This is a genomic window from Allobosea sp. UNC402CLCol (assembly GCF_000745475.1).
Lineage (GTDB): Bacteria > Pseudomonadota > Alphaproteobacteria > Rhizobiales > Beijerinckiaceae > Allobosea > Allobosea spartocytisi.
This window is the reverse complement of record NZ_JQJJ01000010.1, coordinates 148,023-164,086: the sequence shown is the minus strand read 5'-3', so window position 1 is coordinate 164,086 and position 16,064 is coordinate 148,023. Positions and strand designations below refer to the sequence as shown.

At 68.6% G+C, this 16,064-nt stretch carries 14 protein-coding genes; 8 read left to right on the top strand and 6 right to left on the bottom strand.

Annotated features, from left to right (window positions below; translation table 11 throughout):
* Together GY40_RS12790 and GY40_RS12785 are read left to right on the top strand one after the other, a co-directional pair.
* Nucleotides 1–465: a cupin domain-containing protein gene (locus GY40_RS12790; protein ID WP_038362849.1), complete on the top strand. Its 465-nt coding sequence runs from the start codon at nucleotides 1–3 to the stop codon at nucleotides 463–465.
* The gene (locus GY40_RS12785; RefSeq protein ID WP_051987925.1) at nucleotides 465–1,223 is read left to right on the top strand and encodes a GNAT family N-acetyltransferase; all 759 of its coding nucleotides are present in this window, start codon (nucleotides 465–467) and stop codon (nucleotides 1,221–1,223) included. The genes GY40_RS12790 and GY40_RS12785 overlap by 1 nt, the downstream gene beginning before the upstream one ends.
* A 44-nt stretch (nucleotides 1,224–1,267) precedes the next feature.
* Here the strand turns inward: GY40_RS12785 and GY40_RS12780 are convergent, their stop codons facing one another.
* On the bottom strand, nucleotides 1,268–1,744 hold the full coding sequence (locus tag GY40_RS12780; protein ID WP_038362848.1) for a DUF2938 domain-containing protein: 477 nt from the start codon (nucleotides 1,742–1,744) through the stop codon (nucleotides 1,268–1,270).
* Nucleotides 1,745–1,943: 199 nt separating this feature from the next.
* On the opposite strand from GY40_RS12780, the gene GY40_RS12775 reads away from it, so the two are divergent.
* The 5 genes from GY40_RS12775 to GY40_RS28245 all read left to right on the top strand — a co-directional run bounded on the left by GY40_RS12775 (nucleotide 1,944) and on the right by GY40_RS28245 (nucleotide 8,763).
* Nucleotides 1,944–3,026, top strand: coding sequence for an ROK family protein (locus GY40_RS12775; protein ID WP_038362847.1), 1,083 nt, complete (start codon nucleotides 1,944–1,946; stop codon nucleotides 3,024–3,026).
* A gap of 255 nt (nucleotides 3,027–3,281) precedes the next feature.
* The gene (locus tag GY40_RS12770; protein WP_156115938.1) at nucleotides 3,282–5,978 is read left to right on the top strand and encodes a DUF3772 domain-containing protein; all 2,697 of its coding nucleotides are present in this window, start codon (nucleotides 3,282–3,284) and stop codon (nucleotides 5,976–5,978) included.
* Between the two features lie 4 nt (nucleotides 5,979–5,982).
* Nucleotides 5,983–6,609: a CAP domain-containing protein gene (locus tag GY40_RS12765; RefSeq protein ID WP_349236404.1), complete on the top strand. Its 627-nt coding sequence runs from the start codon at nucleotides 5,983–5,985 to the stop codon at nucleotides 6,607–6,609.
* Nucleotides 6,610–6,722: 113 nt separating this feature from the next.
* A complete protein-coding gene (locus GY40_RS12760; protein WP_051987920.1) occupies nucleotides 6,723–7,928 on the top strand; it encodes a winged helix-turn-helix domain-containing protein in 1,206 nt (401 codons plus the stop codon).
* 127 nt (nucleotides 7,929–8,055) lie between these two features.
* The gene (locus GY40_RS28245; RefSeq protein ID WP_248311157.1) at nucleotides 8,056–8,763 is read left to right on the top strand and encodes a DUF930 domain-containing protein; all 708 of its coding nucleotides are present in this window, start codon (nucleotides 8,056–8,058) and stop codon (nucleotides 8,761–8,763) included.
* Nucleotides 8,764–8,770: 7 nt separating this feature from the next.
* Here the strand turns inward: GY40_RS28245 and mutT are convergent, their stop codons facing one another.
* The 5 genes from mutT to GY40_RS12730 form a co-directional block, all read right to left on the bottom strand.
* Nucleotides 8,771–9,175, bottom strand: a complete 405-nt coding sequence (gene mutT, locus GY40_RS12750) for an 8-oxo-dGTP diphosphatase MutT (protein WP_185748012.1) — start codon at nucleotides 9,173–9,175, stop codon at nucleotides 8,771–8,773.
* Nucleotides 9,176–9,186: 11 nt separating this feature from the next.
* Nucleotides 9,187–9,702 carry a peptidase associated/transthyretin-like domain-containing protein gene (locus GY40_RS12745; protein ID WP_038362844.1) on the bottom strand — a complete coding sequence of 172 codons (516 nt, stop codon included), beginning with the start codon at nucleotides 9,700–9,702 and terminating at the stop codon, nucleotides 9,187–9,189.
* Nucleotides 9,699–10,628 carry a DMT family transporter gene (locus tag GY40_RS12740; RefSeq protein WP_038362843.1) on the bottom strand — a complete coding sequence of 310 codons (930 nt, stop codon included), beginning with the start codon at nucleotides 10,626–10,628 and terminating at the stop codon, nucleotides 9,699–9,701. The genes GY40_RS12745 and GY40_RS12740 overlap by 4 nt, the downstream gene beginning before the upstream one ends.
* Entirely contained in the window at nucleotides 10,609–11,859 is a 1,251-nt protein-coding gene (gene argJ / locus GY40_RS12735) for a bifunctional glutamate N-acetyltransferase/amino-acid acetyltransferase ArgJ (protein WP_038362842.1), read from the bottom strand. The genes GY40_RS12740 and argJ overlap by 20 nt, the downstream gene beginning before the upstream one ends.
* A gap of 161 nt (nucleotides 11,860–12,020) precedes the next feature.
* Complete coding sequence (locus GY40_RS12730) at nucleotides 12,021–12,878, bottom strand: peptidylprolyl isomerase (RefSeq protein WP_248311156.1); 858 nt, start codon at nucleotides 12,876–12,878, stop codon at nucleotides 12,021–12,023.
* 375 nt (nucleotides 12,879–13,253) lie between these two features.
* Between GY40_RS12730 and secA the strand changes: the two genes are divergently transcribed.
* Nucleotides 13,254–16,040 carry a preprotein translocase subunit SecA gene (secA, locus tag GY40_RS12725; RefSeq protein ID WP_038362840.1) on the top strand — a complete coding sequence of 929 codons (2,787 nt, stop codon included), beginning with the start codon at nucleotides 13,254–13,256 and terminating at the stop codon, nucleotides 16,038–16,040.
* Nucleotides 16,041–16,064: the final 24 nt, after the last annotated feature.

Here is a 16,064-nt window from a genome sequence, read left to right as displayed (position 1 = left end):
ATGCCGCATCGCCTCGAAGGGCTGACGGCGGCGGAGGTGATCCGCCTGCTCGACCTCAAGCCCCATCCCGAAGGCGGGCATTACCGCGAGACCTTCCGCGATGCGGAAGGCCCGGAAGGGCGCGGCCATTCGACCGCGATCTACTATCTGCTCGACACCGGCGAAACCTCGGAATGGCACCGCGTCGATGCCGCCGAGATCTGGCACCATTATGCTGGCGCGCCGCTGGTCATCACCGTCTCGCCCAATGGCCACGACGCCTCGGCCCATCATCTCGGCACCGATCTCGCTGCCGGCCAGCGCCCGCAATTCGTGGTGCCGGCCGGCTGGTGGCAGAGCGCGACCTCGCTCGGCGCCTGGACGCTGGTGGGCTGCACGGTCGCGCCGGGCTTCGCGTTTTCGGGATTCGAGATGGCGCCGCCGGGCTGGCGGCCGACGCCACGCAAGCCGGCTGGAGGAGCATGATGCTGACGACGAACGAGGACAGCCGGCTCGCGCTGGAATGCGAGCGGCGGATCATCAATGCCTGGCCGGCCTTGTCGACGCTCGTCCTCGGCGACTGGGTGCTGCGCTTCGCCAATGGCTATTCCGGCCGCGCCAACTCGGCGACGCCGCTCGCCTATGGCGCCGAGCTCGACGATGCCATGCTCGACATGCTCGAGGAGCTCTACCGCGCCGACGGTTTGCCGCCCACGATCCGGCTGACCCCGCTCGTCGCCGAGGCGACCCGCGCGGCCGTACTGGCACGCGGTTACAGGGTCAAGGACGCCTCTTTCGGCATGATCGCGCCGCTCGCCGGGCTCCCGGTCTCCGAAGAGGCGGAGCTCCAGATCGAGGCCCGGCCCGAGCTGGAATGGATCGCCGGCGTCGCTGCGCGCCAAAGCGGCCTGAAGACGCATGCGGGCAATCTGGCGGCCATCGTCGAGAAGGTCCGCCTGCCCGCCGCCTTCGCCTCATGGCTGGTCGAGGGCGAGCCTGTCGCCTTCGGCATGGCGGTGGCGGAGCGCGGCATGGCCGAGATCGGGCTGATCTGCGTCGATCCCGCCCATCGCGGCAAGGGGCTGGGCCGCCGGATCGTCGCCGGGTTGATGGGCTGGGCCGGCGCCATGGATTGCCACAGCGCCTATCTGCAGGTCGAGCAGAGCAACGCCATCGCAATCAGCCTCTATCGCAGCCTCGGCTACCGCCAGCTCTACGCCTACGAGACGCGAATCCTGGACTAGCGCCGTCATTCTCGGGCTTGACCCGAGAATGACGGCGCAGTGCCTCAACGAATCAGCAGCGCCGTGCCGTAGAGGCCGATGGCGAAGACCGTATGCCCGACGATATTGAGCAGGCGGATCTGGTTGGCGTTCGGGCGCTTCGAGGCGGCGATGCCCATGCCCATGCCCGGCTGCAGGATGAACCAGCCGCAGCCCACCGTCGCGAGCCCGACGATCAGCGCCGGCAGAAAGGTCGGGTTGCGCGCCCAGCCCATGCCCCAGACCACCAGCACGACGCCGGCGAAGAGGATGCCGACGAGGTAGTGGAAGAGCCAGCCCAGCGCGACCTCGTTGGCGACCGGCTCGGCCTTGCCGATATCCTCATGCCCGACGCGCCCGCGCAGCAGGTGCGCGAACCAGCGCCCCGGCGGCCCCCAGTTCGGCTTCGGCATGCCGAAGAGCCGCAGGAACTGCGCCCAGAGATCGAACAGGATGGTCGCGCCGATGCCGATGACGACCGCGCGATAGATCAGATCCGCCAAATCTCGTCCCCCAAAACTCTCGCCCCCAAAAACCGGCGATCTTCGCTGCCCTCCTCGTTGGAGCGGCGATCGCCGCCGCGGTCAACCGGCCGGAGGCGCCCCCGACGCAGCCGCGGCCTGCGGAAGACGCATCCGGCCCGCACCGGAACCTCGCGCCGGGCGCGGTGTTGCCTCCGGAGAGATCGCAAGAGGAGTGCATATGGCTGGGGCAACGGCAGAGAAGACGCGCAGTGCCGGCGCGACGGGTCCGCACGGGGCGGCGGAGCTGCCTTCCGTCATCGTCACCAGCTACAATCTCGAAATCCGCGACGAGGACGGCTTCGTCGGCGACAAGGCGAGCCGCAGCGCCTTCGTCGAGCATCTCGATGCGCTGCGGCAGCATCTGAAGAAGAACGGCGACGATCCGCTGCGGGGCAAGACGGCCGAGATCAGCAAGAAGGAGCTCGATGCGCTGCTGAAGGAGGGCGACGCCACCGAGGCCGCCCTCGTCCTCGGCGCGGTCGAGGGTTTCGCCCAGTCGCTCGCCTTCGTCATCCGCCGCTTCACCCGGCTGAAGAACTGGGCCGAGGTCGAGCGCATCGTCGTGGGCGGCGGCTTTCGCGAGAGCCGCATCGGCGAGCTCGCCATCGCGCGCGCCGCCATCATCCTGCGCACGGAGGGCCGCGACATCGACCTCGTCCCGATCCGTCACCACCCGGACGAGGCCGGGCTCGTCGGCAGCGCGCATCTCGCGCCGAAATGGATCTTCGAGGCTTTCGACAGCCTCGTCGCCGTCGATATCGGCGGCTCCAACATCCGCGCCGGCATCGTCGAGCTCCGGCAGAAGAAGGCGCCCGATCTGGGCAAGGCCCGCGTCTGGAAATCCGAGCTCTGGCGCCATGCCGACGAAGAGACGAGCCGCGACGAGGCGATCAAACGTCTGGGCCGGATGCTCAAGGAACAGATCGAGCAGGCCGAGAAGGAAGGCTTGCGGGTCGCGCCCTTCATCGGCATCGGCTGCCCCGGCCTGATCGAGCCCGACGGCAGCATCGACCGTGGTGCCCAAAACCTGCCGGGCAACTGGGAGAGCAACCGCTTCAACCTCGTCGCCAGCGTGCGCGAACTGGTGCCCCGGATCGGCGAGCACGACACCGAGATCGTCATGCACAACGACGCCGTCATCCAGGGGCTGAGCGAGATGCCGGCGATGCAGGACGTGGAGAATTGGGCCGTGCTCACCATCGGCACAGGGCTGGGCAATGCGAGCTATCGCAACCGCGACAAGGTGAAGAAGAAGGGCTGACGATCCGGTTCGGCAAGACGAGCTCCATCCCGAGCAGCCGCGCAGCGGAGAAAAAGCGCGACCCTGCCATCTTCAGGTCGCCTTTGCCGGTGAAGACGCGGCATGGCGTCCGGTTCGGGCGCGATCCAGCAAAGGAATTGCGGGAGTCTTGCCTTGCCGGCAGTCGAAAAGCGGCCTTCGTCTTGCCTTGAGCCCGTGGCTGTGCCGAGGCTCGGGAGCGATACGAATCACCCTCAGGAGCGGGGCCGCCCGACCATGACCACTGAGCTGGCGCCGCGCTTTCGGCACGCTATGCGTGCTCTGCTCGCCCTCTGCGTGCTGACGCTGACACTGGCCGCCGGGCAGCCGGGCGCGCAGGCCCAGCAACCTGCCCCGGCGCCGACCGGCGCTCCAGCCACCGCTCCCGCGGTCGCGCCGGCCGCCGCGCCGGTCGATCCCAACAGCCCGCGCGGGCGCCTCGATGCGGTCCGGCTCGAACTCTCGCAGATCGAGACGACCCTGACGCGCCCGGACCTCAGCGATGCCGAATTGCAGCGGCAGCGCGTCCGTCTGCAGCCCTCGCTCGACCAGCTTCGCCTCGTCATCGAGCAGCAGGGCCCGCTGGTCGACCAGGCCAAGCTCAAGCTCGACCAGCTCGGCCCGAAGCCGGACGAGAAGGCCCCGCCCGAATCCGCCGAGATCGCCCGCGAGCGCGAGGCCCGGACCAAGGCCTATGCCGATGCCGACGAGACGCTGAAGATCGCCCGCGCCGCGCTGCTCCAGGCGGAGCAGTTGCAGAGCACCATCGGCGACAAGCGCCGCGAGATCTTCGCCACGACCCTCTTCGCCGCCGGCCCCTCCGTGCTCAGCCCCGATGTCTGGGGCAACGCGGTGGCAACAGCGCCCGAGGACCTGCGCGCCTCGGGCTACGTCTTCGGCGGCTGGCTCTCCGGCGTCTCGGATGCGCTTTCGGGCACGCGCGGCGGCATTCTCGCGCTCGCGCTGATCGGCGCCATCCTGCTCTACTGGGCCCGCGCCCGCTATCTGCCGCGCTTCAAGGCCCGCTACGCCAACACCCAGGACACCGGCAGCCTGCATTGCCTCTACGTGGCGCTGGCGCATATCGTCGCCGGCGCCGCGCCGCCGGCTCTGGCGAGCTGGCTGCTCTACAAGGCGCTCAGCACCACCGGCCTGCTGCCGGAGCGCATCCAGCCGGTGATCTGGGCGGTGGTGATGGGGCTGGCCTTCGTCGCCTTCGTGCAGGCCCTCGCCGATGCGGTGTTCGCACCCTCGAGCCCGCAGCGGCGCCTGATCCGCGTGCTCGACGATACCGCCCGCAGCGTCGTCTGGATCGCGAGCGCGCTGGCGCTGGTGACGGCGGTCGGCAAGGTCTTCGAGGCCTGGCTGCAGGCCATCGCCGCCGGCCTCGCCATCTCGATCATCGTCAAGGCGCTCTTCGCGATCCTCTTCGCGCTGGCGCTGATCGCGGGGCTCTACCGGATCAGGGACGACGAGGATGTCGAGCAGGAAGCCTGCCTCGGCCCCTATGTCCCGGTCGATGGCGCGAGCCTCGGCCCGCTTCGCATTCTCGGCTGGATCATCGGCCTCGCCATCATCGCGGCCGCGCTCAGCGGCTATATCGTCTTCGCCTCCTTCCTGGCCCAGCAGGCGCTCTGGCTCGGCATCGTCGCCTGCCTCTATCTGCTGACGCATCAATTCGTCGATCTCGGCATCCCGCGTCTCTTGACCGGCAACGGGCGGCTGGCGCTGACGCTGCGCGCTGGCGTCGGCCTGCGCGCGGCCACGCTCGACAAGATCGCGGTGCTCGGCGCCGGGGTGCTGAAGCTGCTTCTGCTCTTCGTGACGCTGCTGCTGGTGCTGGCGCCCTGGGGGCTGGAATCCTCGGACTTCCTGGGTTCGCTGCGCGCCGCCTTCTTCGGCTTCCAGGTCGGCGGCGTCACCGTCTCGGTCTCGACCATCGTCGTCGGCGCCGTCGTCTTCGCCTTGGGCATCGCCGCGACCCGGACCTTGCAGCGCTGGCTCGACAACAAATTCCTGCCGACGACGCATCTCGACCCCGGCCTGCGCAACTCGATCACCACCGCCGCCGGCTATTTCGGCTACATCGCCGCCGTCGCCATCGCCGTCTCGGCGGTGGGCCTGAGCCTGGAACGGCTGACGCTGGTCGCCTCGGCGCTCTCGGTCGGTATCGGTTTCGGCCTGCAGTCGGTGGTGTCGAACTTCGTCTCGGGCCTGATCCTGCTCTGGGAGCGGCCAATCCGGGTCGGCGACCAGGTCGTGGTCGGCGACGTCGAGGGCATCGTCAAACGGATCAATGTGCGCTCGACCGAGATCGCGACCTTCGACCGCTCCTCGGTCATCGTCCCGAACTCGAACCTCATCTCCGGCGTGGTGCGCAACCGCGTCCGCAGCGACCGCACCGGCCGGGTGCTGATCGCGCTCACCGTGCCGCGCACGCTCGATGCCGGCCAGGTCCGCGCCATGCTCTCGGAGGTCGCGAGCAATCATGGCGACGTGCTGCAGAAGCCGCCGCCGGCCGTAATGTTCAAGAAGATCGGCACCACGACGATGGATTTCGAGCTGATCTGCGTCGTCGCCGACGTCGAGATCACCGGCCGGGTCAACAGCGACCTCAACTTCGCCATCCAGAAGCGCCTGACCGAGTTGGAGCCGCCGGCCGATACGCCGCAATTGCTGGTGAAGGGGCTCGACGGCGTCGAGCACTCGCTGGGCGAGATCGCCGCCGCCGTCGGCCGCGATCGCGAGTCGCAGCGCAAGGCCGCGACCGGCGCCGGCAAGCCGACGGCAAACGGCAAGACCGCCGTGGCGCAACCGCGACGGTCCCGGGCCGCCACGCCCGACGCGGACGAAACACAGGACGAGGACAAGCCGGATACGAAGCCGCTTCCCCTCCCCGATCTCGCCAATGCCAAGGACAGCGACAAGGAATGACCGGATGCCCAAAGCATTTGCGAGCGAAGTGGACACTGGTTTGCGTCGAGACCATGCGCCGGAACAAGGAACTGAGGCCGTTCCGCGCTTCGGGGGATCGCGGAATGGCCGCAGCCTCCTGCGCCGCCTCGCGGGCCAGCGCGCCATGACCTGCCCCGCCGCCATCGCCGGCGCGCTCGCCCTGCTCGGCGTCGCCGGCTGCACGGAGCCGCAGCGCCAGGCCCAGCCCGCCTTCTATCGCGACCTCGGCTCGACCTCGGCCAAGGTCGATGCCGAGCAGGCCCGCGCCATGATCTCGGCCTACCGCATGAACGCCGGCCTCGGCACGCTGGCGCTCGACCCCTCCCTCGACGAGGCGGCCCAGCGCGAGGCCGAGGCGATGGCCCGCTCCGACAAGCCGGCGCAGGCCGATGCGGTGAAGGCACGGCTCGCCAAGGAGGGCGTGCCCGGCGCCGAGGCCAATCTCTCGGCCGGCTACCGGCGTCTCGCCGAAGCCTTCTCCGGCTGGCGCGACTCGCCCCAGCATGACCGCGTCATGAAGGACGCGAAGGCGAAGCGCATGGGCATCGCCACGGCCTATGCGCCCGGCTCCAAGTACCAGGTCTACTGGGCGCTGATCGTCGCGCCCTGAGGCCCGGCGTCGCGGCTGCTCGAGGAGGCGGCCATGCGGCTCCCGCCAGCCGCTGTCAGCGGAGAAGCGCGCGCCCTCTTACGAAGCGCCGGCGCGGTGGCTAGCTTGCATCCATGCCGCCTCGCCCCCGCAAGCCGCTCGCCCTCTCTGCCGAACAGGCCCGCCGCATCTGGCTCGCAGCCCAGCGGCTCGACCGGCGCGCACCCTTCGGTGCCGGTCCCGCGGCGACGCGGGCCGCGGTCGAGCATCTCGGCTATGTCCAGATCGACACGATCAACGTGATCGAGCGCTGCCACCACCATATCCTCTACGCCCGCATTCCGGCTTATCGCCGCAGTGACCTCGCCCACGCGCAATCGGTCGAGAAGAGCGTCTTCGAATACTGGACGCATGCGCTCTCCTATGTGCCCACCCGCGACATCCGCTATGTCCTGCCGGAGATGAAGGCGCATCGCGAGGAGCCGAAGCGCTGGTCGGCCGTCGGCTCCCGCGAGGAAACCCGCAAGCTGCTGCGCCGCATCCGCCGGGACGGCGCCCTCTCCATCCGCGACATCGAGGAGGAGCTGATCGAGAAGGCCCATCTCTGGGCCAGCAAGAAGCCCTCCAAGGGCCTGCTGGAGCGCGCCTTCTACGATGGCGAGCTGGTGATCTCCGCCCGCACCGGCATGGTGAAGACCTATGAACTCTTCGACCGGCATTTCCAGTGGGAGAAGCGGCCGACGCCGGCGAGCGAGCGGCAGGTTGCCGCCTACAAGCTCGACCGGGCGCTGAGGGCGCAGGGGCTCGTCAGCCTCGAATCCGCCTGCCATCTCGACGCGCCCAGCAAGAAGGCGGTGGCCGCGCAGATCGCCGGCCGGGTCAGGCGCAAGGAGCTCGTGCCCGTCGCGATCGAGGGCGCCGGCAAGCAGGTCCACTGGGCGGCGCCCGAGGCGCTGGAGACGGTGCCGGAGCCGCCGGAGCCCGGCCTGATCCATATTCTCTCGCCCTTCGACCCGCTGGTGATCCAGCGCAAGCGCGCGAAGCTGTTCTTCGACTACGCCCATGTCTTCGAGGCCTATCTGCGCCCCGAGAACCGCGTCTACGGCTATTTCGGCCTGCCGGTGCTGGCGGGGGACCGGATCGTCGCCGTCCTCGATCTCAAGACCGACCGCGCCGCCGGCAAGCTCCTGATGCAGCGCTGGACCTGGCTCGATGGCTTCGAGGCGCCCGCCCTCAAGACCGCCATCGAGGAGGAGTTGCAGCGTTTCGAACGCTTTCAGCTCGGCCGCGACGAGGCGGAACCCGTTCCGGCCGAGGTCGACACAAAAATGCCGGCTTGATCGCGGCTGTTCCCCGGCGAGGGGCGAGGCGCGAAACCGGATGATGGCGATATTCCGACCGGGCGATTCTGTTCGCGGCAAGTCTGTTCGCGGCACATCTGCGCGCGGCAAGGCCGTGCCCTGAACCATGCCATCGGCGCCTCGGTCACGAGCTGCGACGCTGGCGCCGGGCCTGCCGGCTGCCGCGATCCTGCATGCCGCGCTGATCGCCTGGCTCGCTTCAGTCGCGATCCAGCAATTCGACATCGCCCCCTTCGCCGAGCAGAGCGTCGAGGTCGAGTTGCAGACATCCGAGCAATTCGAGGCGCTGACCCGGCCGCAACCGCCGACGCCGGCCCCCGCTCCGACCGCGCCTGTCCCGGACATCGCGCCGCCGCTCGTCGCCCCGCCTGCTCCCGCAACCCCTGCCGCGCCGGCACCGAGCCCTCCCGCCCCGGTCGCGGCGGACGGGATGGTCCACCCGCCGCGCATGCTCTCGCAGCGTGTGCTGGCCGATCCGCGCAGCCGCGACGCCCTCGCCATGCTGCCGCGCCTCGCCCCCGACGAGCGGGTCGAGCAGCTCTGCGGTTTGGAAGCGATGGGCCAGATCCGTGACTGGCAGCACAGTTTCGAGCCCGACCGCGTCACTGCCTATGCCCTGGCGGGCACCAAGCTTTCAGGCCAGGTCCTGACCGCCGAGGGGGCCGCCTTCCGCAGCAGGCAGCGCTGGTATGGGTTGCGCTTCGCCTGCACGCTCTCGCCGGATCTGAAGCGCGTCACCGCCTTCGCCTTCCATGTCGGCGATCCCATCCCGCGAGATCGCTGGGAGGCGCTCGGCCTACCGGCCGTGCATTGAGCGGGGCTTACGCTCCGAGCAGGTCGACCAGCGGCGGAATCAGCGGTTCGTCGGCCGGCGGCATGGCGAGATCGCGCAGCTTGCCGGGGCGAACCCATTTCAGCGCCTGCGCCTCCCGCGAGGCGGGCGAGCCCTCCCAGCGTCGGCAGACATAGAGCGGCATCAGCAGATGGAATTCGGGATAGGCATAGCTGGCGAAGGTCAGCGGCGCGAGGCACTCCTCCTTCACGGTGATGCCGAGCTCCTCATGCAGCTCGCGGATCAGCGCCGGCTCCGGCCGCTCGCCCGGCTCCAACTTGCCGCCGGGGAACTCCCAGAGCCCGGCGAGCGCCTTGCCCTCCGGTCGCTGGGTGACGAGGATGCGGTTGTCGGCATCGATCAGCGCGCAGGCGACGACGAGAAGCAGTTTCACGGGGACAGGACTCAGTTGCCGGAGAGGATGACCTGGACGGGCTCGGTTTCCTTGCCTGTCAGCGTGACGCTGTCATAGACCGAGCCGCCCTCCCGCGAGAAGGCGTCCTCGTCGCCCCAGATCACCTGAGTGGTGACGAAATAGCTGCCGGGCGCCACCTTCTCGAAGCTGAAGCGGCCATTGGCCTCCGCCTTGGTGGTGCGGGTGTATTCGCTATAGGCGGGATCGACCGCGTCCTCGGCCGGGTAGGCGCGGTGCGGAACATATTTGCCCTTGCCGTAGAAATTGGCGAAGCGCTCGCGGGCGAAGGCCGTGGCCGGGATCAGGCGCACGACCTGCCCGGCGGCATTGACCACCGTGCCGCTCGGCCTGGTGCGGAAGGCGTGGCCGACGATGACCCCGTTGCCGCTCTGCTTGATGAAGGCCGCCTCCTCGGTCGAGAAGGCCACCGTCGCCGGCTTGCGTTCGACGCAACCGGCCATGATGGCTGCGGCCAGCGCCGCCGCCGCGAATAGCCCGATCCTCATGCAGCCCCCAGCTTGCGCGGCGCCGTCGTGACCAGGAAGACGCCGGCCAGGATGATGCAGCCACCGAGAACCTGCCGCAACTCCAAAGCCTCGCGCAGGACGACGACGCCGAGGATCACCGCCACCGTCGGCACCAGATAGCCGGTCATCGCCGCCCGGGTCGGCCCCGCCGCCCGGATCAACCGCATGAACACCGTGACCGGGATCGCCGTGGCGAAGATGCCGAGCGCCAGCATCACCGGCAGATGCGAGCCGAGCGGCAGGAAGGCCGAGGGGCCCAGGATGGCGAGCGTCAGCCCCGTCGCGATCACGCCGGAGAACATCTGCTGGCCCAGCGCCAGCCGGGCTGGATCCCCGATTGCGGTCGGGACGGTCCGGACATAGAGGTTCGCGACGGCGTAGCTCAATGTCGCGCCGATCATCGCGATGACGCTGAGCGCCGTGCCGCCGCCCTCGAACAGGCGCGGGCCGATCAGCAGCGCGACCCCGGCCATGCCGAGCAGGATGCCGCCGAGCCTGCGCCGGCTCAGCCTCTCCTCGGCGAAGACGAGATGCGCGACGAGCGCGGTGACGAGCGGGCCGGCCGCCTGGATCATCGCCGCCGGGCCGCTGGCGAGCTGGATCAGCGCATAGCCGACGAGCACGTTCGGCAGCCAGCCATTGGTGGTGCCGAGCATGATCCAGGGCAGGATCTCGGCCCGGCGCGGCAGCGGGCTGCGCCCGCGGCCCAGGCTCCACAACGACAGCACGGCGGCGCCGAGCAAGCCCCGGCTGGCGGCGATCGCCAGCGCCGAAACCTCCCCGCTCATCAGCTTGATGAACAGGTAGCTCGATCCCCAGAGCAGGGAGCAGATCAGCAGGTTGACGGCGATGAAGCTGCGGCTTGGATCGGCCGGAAGCGGCCGCTCAGGAGCGGTAATCGCCATTGATCTCGACATAGGCCTTGGTCAGGTCGCAGGTCCAGACCGTGGCCTTGCCGCGCCCGATGCCGAGATCGGCGGTGATGACGATCGTATCGCCCTTCATGTAATTCGACACGGCCTGCTCGTCATAGGACGGGGCGCGGGCGCCCTGCTTCGCCACGACGATGTCGCCGAAGCCGATGTCGAGCCTGTCGCGATCGGCCGGCTCGCCGGCCTTGCCGACCGCCATGACGACGCGGCCCCAATTGGCGTCCTCGCCAGCGATGGCGGTCTTGACCAGGGGCGAATTGGCGATCGAGAGCGCGACGCGCTTGGCCGAGCGGGCCGAGGCCGCGCCGCTGACGCGCACCTCGACGAATTTCCGCGCGCCCTCGCCGTCCTTGCAGACGAGATGGGCGAGCTCGAGCAGGATCGAGTTCAGCGCCCGCTTGAAGCCCGAGAGCCGGGCATCATTGACCTCGGTGATCTCCGGCACGCCGCGCGCCGCCGCCTTGCCGGTGGCGAAGAGCATCAGCGTGTCCGAGGTCGAGGTGTCGCTGTCGACGGTGACGGCGTTGAACGAGCCCTTCACGCCCTTCGACAGCAGCGCCTGCAGCACCGGCGCGGCGATCGGCGCATCGGTGAAGACGAAGGAGAGCATCGTCGCCATGTCCGGCGCGATCATGCCAGCGCCCTTGGCGATGCCGGCGATCACGACCTCCTTGCCGTCGATCTTGGCCTTGCGGGTCAGAGCCTTCGGGAAGGTGTCGGTGGTCATGATCGCCTTGGCGGCGTCGATCCAGGGGCCGTCCGCGGCGCGCTTGGCGCAATCGTCGAGCACGCCCTTGAACTTGGTCGCGTCGAGCGGCTCGCCGATCACGCCGGTCGAGGCGATGAAGACCTCCTGCGGCTGGCAGCCGGCGGCCTTGGCGGCGATCTCGGCCGTCAGCTTGACCGAGTCACGCCCCTTCAGGCCGGTGAAGGCGTTGGCGTTGCCGGAATTGACGACGATGGCACGGGCGGAGCCCTGCTTCAGGTTCTCGCGGCACCAGTCGACCGGGGCGGAAGGGCATTTCGAGCGGGTGAAGACGCCGGCGACCTGCGTGCCCTGATCGAGCAGCGCGAACCAGACATCCTGGCGGCCCTTGTAGCGGATGCCGGCCTCGGCGGTCGCGAAGCGCACGCCCGGAACCGGCGGAACCTTGGGCTGGCGCTTGGGCGCGAGCGGGGAAACGGGAACATCCTTGCCGGCCATCGGGCTTCCTCCTGCGGGACACTGCTCGAAGACCGGCGAATCGTCCGCTCGCCGGGCAGTGCGCCTCGTTCGAGAGTCCCTCTGCCGCAGGCCGATGACGAAAACAAGAAGGGCGGCCGCAAGGGCCGCCCTCCAAAATCGCGTAGTCGGGAGCGAAACGCTCAGTTCTTCTTCGGCTCGGCCGGCTTGGCGGCGTCCGGAGCCGGGGCAGCCGGCGGAGCCGGCTTGTCGAGGCGCTCGACCTTGGCCTTCTCGCGCAGCGCCAGCACGGTGTCCTGCTGGGCCTTGCGCTCGAGATACTGGTCGATCTGCGGCTTCACCGCGGCGAAGTCCGGCAGCGGCTTCGAGCGCTTGTCCTCGAGCTTGATGACGTGCCAGCCGAACTGGCTCTTCACCGGCACTGAGACCTCGCCCTTGTTGAGCTTGAAGGCGGCCTCGGCGAATTCCGGCACCATGCGGTCCTTGGTGAACCAGCCGAGATCGCCGCCCTCCTTGCCCGAGCCCGGATCCTTCGAGACGTCGGCCGCGACCTTGGCGAAATCCTCGCCCTTCTTCAGCCGCTCCTCGACCGCCTTGGCCTGGTCCTCGGTCTCGACGAGGATGTGGCGGGCATGCGCCTCCTCCTCGGGGGCCATCGCCTTGGTGGTGTCGTCATAGAGCTTCTTGGCGGCCTCTGCGGTCACGGCCTTCTTGCCGACGCCGGAGAGATACTGATCGAGCATCACCTTCTCGCGGTAATAGCCGAGGCGCGCGGCGAATTCCGGTGTATCGGCGACCTTGGCTTCGGCCGCGGCCTTGGCGCCGAGCTTGAGGTCGACGAGATAGTTGATGACCTCGTCGCGCTTGCGGTCTTCGGGGAGCTGGGCGAGGCGCTCGCCGAGATCCTCCGTCGCGAGCTGGACCTCCTGCTCCGTGATCGGGATGCCGTCGACCTTGGCGACGACCTTGTCGGCCTGGGCAAAGGCCGGTCCCGCCAGCAGCGCGAAGCCGAGAGCGGCGATGAGACGGGTGGATTTCATGAAAACGGCCTTTCCCATAGAGAGCCGAAGACGCGACCTGGCGCTGCACTGCCAGTTGAACGCGGCAAAGGCAAGGCGGTTCAGGGGGTTCCCGGCGCGGATCGCGCATCATCCGCAGGCAAGCGGCGCCGCGCCGCTCGCGGCCATGCCTTCCGCGCGGCCGACGCCCTTGGAAGCGGCCGGGCAAAACCCCACATGGTCGGGAAATCTCTTGCCGTTTTGCCCGCTCTTGGACGAAACGCATGCTGGACCATGCCCGCGCACGCGTCTAAACACGCGGTCGCAATTCGAGAATACCGCGGCCTGCCGGCCCGGGCGCGAAACCCGAGGGGCCGCGCCGGCCGGTGGACCGAGACATCACCTGAAAGGCCCAACATGCTTGGCGCGCTCGCAAAGAAGATCTTCGGCTCGTCGAATGACCGCCGCGTCAAGGGCTACCAGCCCCGCGTCGCGGCGATCAACGCCCTGGAGAACGAGATCGCCGCGCTGAGCGACGAGGCGCTCAAGGCCCGTACCGACGAATTCCGGCAGCAGCTCGCCAATGGCGCCAAGCTCGACGACCTGCTGGTGCCGGCCTTCGCTACGGTGCGCGAGGCAGCCAAGCGCGTGCTCGGCCAGCGCCCCTACGACGTCCAGCTCGTCGGCGGCATGGTGCTGCACGAGGGCGCCATCGCCGAGATGAAGACCGGCGAAGGCAAGACGCTGGTCGCGACGCTCCCGACCTATCTCAACGCCCTCGAAGGCAAGGGCGTCCATGTCGTCACCGTCAACGACTACCTCGCCCGGCGCGACGCCGAGTGGATGGCGAAGCTCTACAACTTCCTCGGCCTGACCGTCGGCACCATCGTCCACGGCCTCGACGACGAGGAGCGCCAGCGCGCCTATGCCTGCGACATCACCTACGGCACCAACAACGAATTCGGCTTCGACTACCTCCGCGACAACATGAAGTACGACGTCGCGCAGATGAGCCAGCGCGGCCACCACTTCGCCATCGTCGACGAGGTCGACTCGATCCTGGTCGACGAAGCCCGCACGCCGCTGATCATCTCCGGTCCGCTCGACGACAAGTCGGACCTTTATGTTTCGATCGACAAGGTGCTGCCCGGCCTCGTCCCGACCGATTACGAGGTCGATGAGAAGCAGCGCACGGTGGCGCTGACCGAAGCCGGCAACGAGCATATCGAGGAGTTGCTGCGGCAGGCCGGCATCCTGACCGAGGGCGACCTCTACGACGCCCACAACATCACCATCGTCCACCACGTCAACCAGGCGCTGAGGGCCCACGCCCTCTTCACCCGCGACAAGGACTACATCGTCCGCAACGACGAGGTCGTGATCATCGACGAGTTCACCGGCCGCATGATGCCGGGCCGGCGCTATTCGGAAGGGCTCCATCAGGCGCTCGAGGCCAAGGAGCACGTCACCGTCCAGCCCGAGAACGCGACGCTCGCCTCGATCACCTTCCAGAACTATTTCCGCCTCTACAGGAAGCTCGCCGGCATGACCGGCACGGCCGCGACCGAAGCGGACGAGTTCTTCCAGATCTACAAGCTCGAGGTCGTCGAGATCCCGACCAATCTCCCGATCTCCCGCAAGGACGAGGACGACGAGGTCTATCGCACCTTCGAGGAGAAGGTTCGCGGCGTCATCCGCGAGATCAAGCAGGCGCAGGAGAACGGCCAGCCGGTGCTCGTCGGCACCACCTCGATCGAGCGCTCGGAGCTTATCGCCGAGATGCTGGAGAAGGCGGGCTACAAGCTCATCGACTTCACCGATCCCACCGCGCTGGAGCCGGTCTACGCCGCCGCCCGCAAGGGCGAGACCGTCAAGGCCTTCGCCGTGCTGAACGCCCGCTTCCACGAGCAGGAAGCCTATATCGTCGCCCAGGCCGGCGTGCCCGGCGCCATCACCATCGCCACCAACATGGCCGGCCGCGGCACCGACATCCAGCTCGGCGGCAATGCCGAGATGCGCATCGCCCACGACCTCGCCGGTATCGAGCCGGGCCCGGAGCGTGACGCGAAGGCCGCCGCCATCCGCGCGGAGGTCGCCGATTTCAAGCAGCGCGTGCTGAAATCGGGCGGGCTCTACATCGTCGGCACCGAGCGCCACGAGAGCCGCCGCATCGACAACCAGCTGCGCGGCCGCGCCGGCCGCCAGGGCGATCCCGGCCGCTCGAAATTCTTCCTGTCGCTGCAGGACGACCTGATGCGCATCTTCGGCTCCGACCGGATGGACGGCATGCTGCAGAAGCTCGGCCTCAAGGAGGACGAGGCGATCGTCCACCCCTGGATCAACAAGGCGGTCGAGAAGGCGCAGGGCAAGGTCGAGGCGCGCAACTTCGACATCCGCAAGAACATCCTGAAATACGACGACGTCATGAACGATCAGCGCAAGGTCGTCTTCGAGCAGCGCCGCGACTTCATGAAGCAGCCGAGCGTGCGCGAGACCATCGACGACATGCGCCAGGGCGTCGCCGAGGACCTCGTCGCCCGCCACATCCCCGAGGAGGCCTATCCCGAGCAGTGGGACACCGCCGGCCTCAAGCAGGAGGTGGTGCAGTACCTCAACCTCGATCTGCCGATCGAGGACTGGGCCAAGGAGGAGGGCATCGCCGACACCGAATTGCGCGAGCGCATCCGCAAGCTCTCCGACGAGGACTATGCCGCCCGCATCCAGCGCAACACCGAAGAGGTCATGACCTATGTCGAGAAGCAGGTGCTCCTGCAGACGCTCGACCATCTCTGGCGCGAGCATCTCGTCACCCTCGACCATCTCAGGCAGGTCATCGGCTGGCGCGGCTATGCCCAGCGCGACCCGCTGCAGGAATACAAGCAGGAGGCCTTCGAGCTCTTCGACGGGCTGATCGGGCAGCTCCGCCAGCAGGTCACCGGCCATCTCTCGCGCGTCGAGGTCCGCTTCGATCAGCCCGAGGAGCAGGCCCCGCTGCAGGTGCAGGATGCGGGCCCGGTGGGCGGTTTCGGCGGCGACTATGGCGGCAGCGGCGGCGTGCAGTTCGCGGCGCTCGGTGCCGACGATACGGCGGTGCTCGACCGCAACCCCGACGATCCCTCGACCTGGGGCAAGGTCGGCCGCAACGAGGCCTGCCCCTGCGGTTCCGGCAAGAAATACAAGCATTGCCACGGCCAGTACGTCTGAAGCAGAACGCTTCCGGCTTCGCTT

Bases quoted from the DNA above. Each gene is read 5' to 3' on its own strand.
- GY40_RS12785 (WP_051987925.1), top strand. From the start codon at position 465: ATGCTGACGACGAACGAGGACAGCCGGCTCGCGCTGGAATGCGAGCGG.
- GY40_RS12770 (WP_156115938.1), top strand. From the start codon at position 3,282: ATGACCACTGAGCTGGCGCCGCGCTTTCGGCACGCTATGCGTGCTCTG.
- GY40_RS12765 (WP_349236404.1), top strand. From the start codon at position 5,983: ATGCCCAAAGCATTTGCGAGCGAAGTGGACACTGGTTTGCGTCGAGAC.
- GY40_RS12775 (WP_038362847.1), top strand. From the start codon at position 1,944: ATGGCTGGGGCAACGGCAGAGAAGACGCGCAGTGCCGGCGCGACGGGT.
- GY40_RS28245 (WP_248311157.1), top strand. From the start codon at position 8,056: ATGCCATCGGCGCCTCGGTCACGAGCTGCGACGCTGGCGCCGGGCCTG.
- GY40_RS12745 (WP_038362844.1), bottom strand. From the start codon at position 9,702: ATGAGGATCGGGCTATTCGCGGCGGCGGCGCTGGCCGCAGCCATCATG.
- argJ (WP_038362842.1), bottom strand. From the start codon at position 11,859: ATGGCCGGCAAGGATGTTCCCGTTTCCCCGCTCGCGCCCAAGCGCCAG.
- secA (WP_038362840.1), top strand. From the start codon at position 13,254: ATGCTTGGCGCGCTCGCAAAGAAGATCTTCGGCTCGTCGAATGACCGC.
- GY40_RS12790 (WP_038362849.1), top strand. From the start codon at position 1: ATGCCGCATCGCCTCGAAGGGCTGACGGCGGCGGAGGTGATCCGCCTG.
- GY40_RS12740 (WP_038362843.1), bottom strand. From the start codon at position 10,628: ATGGCGATTACCGCTCCTGAGCGGCCGCTTCCGGCCGATCCAAGCCGC.
- GY40_RS12730 (WP_248311156.1), bottom strand. From the start codon at position 12,878: ATGAAATCCACCCGTCTCATCGCCGCTCTCGGCTTCGCGCTGCTGGCG.
- GY40_RS12760 (WP_051987920.1), top strand. From the start codon at position 6,723: ATGCCGCCTCGCCCCCGCAAGCCGCTCGCCCTCTCTGCCGAACAGGCC.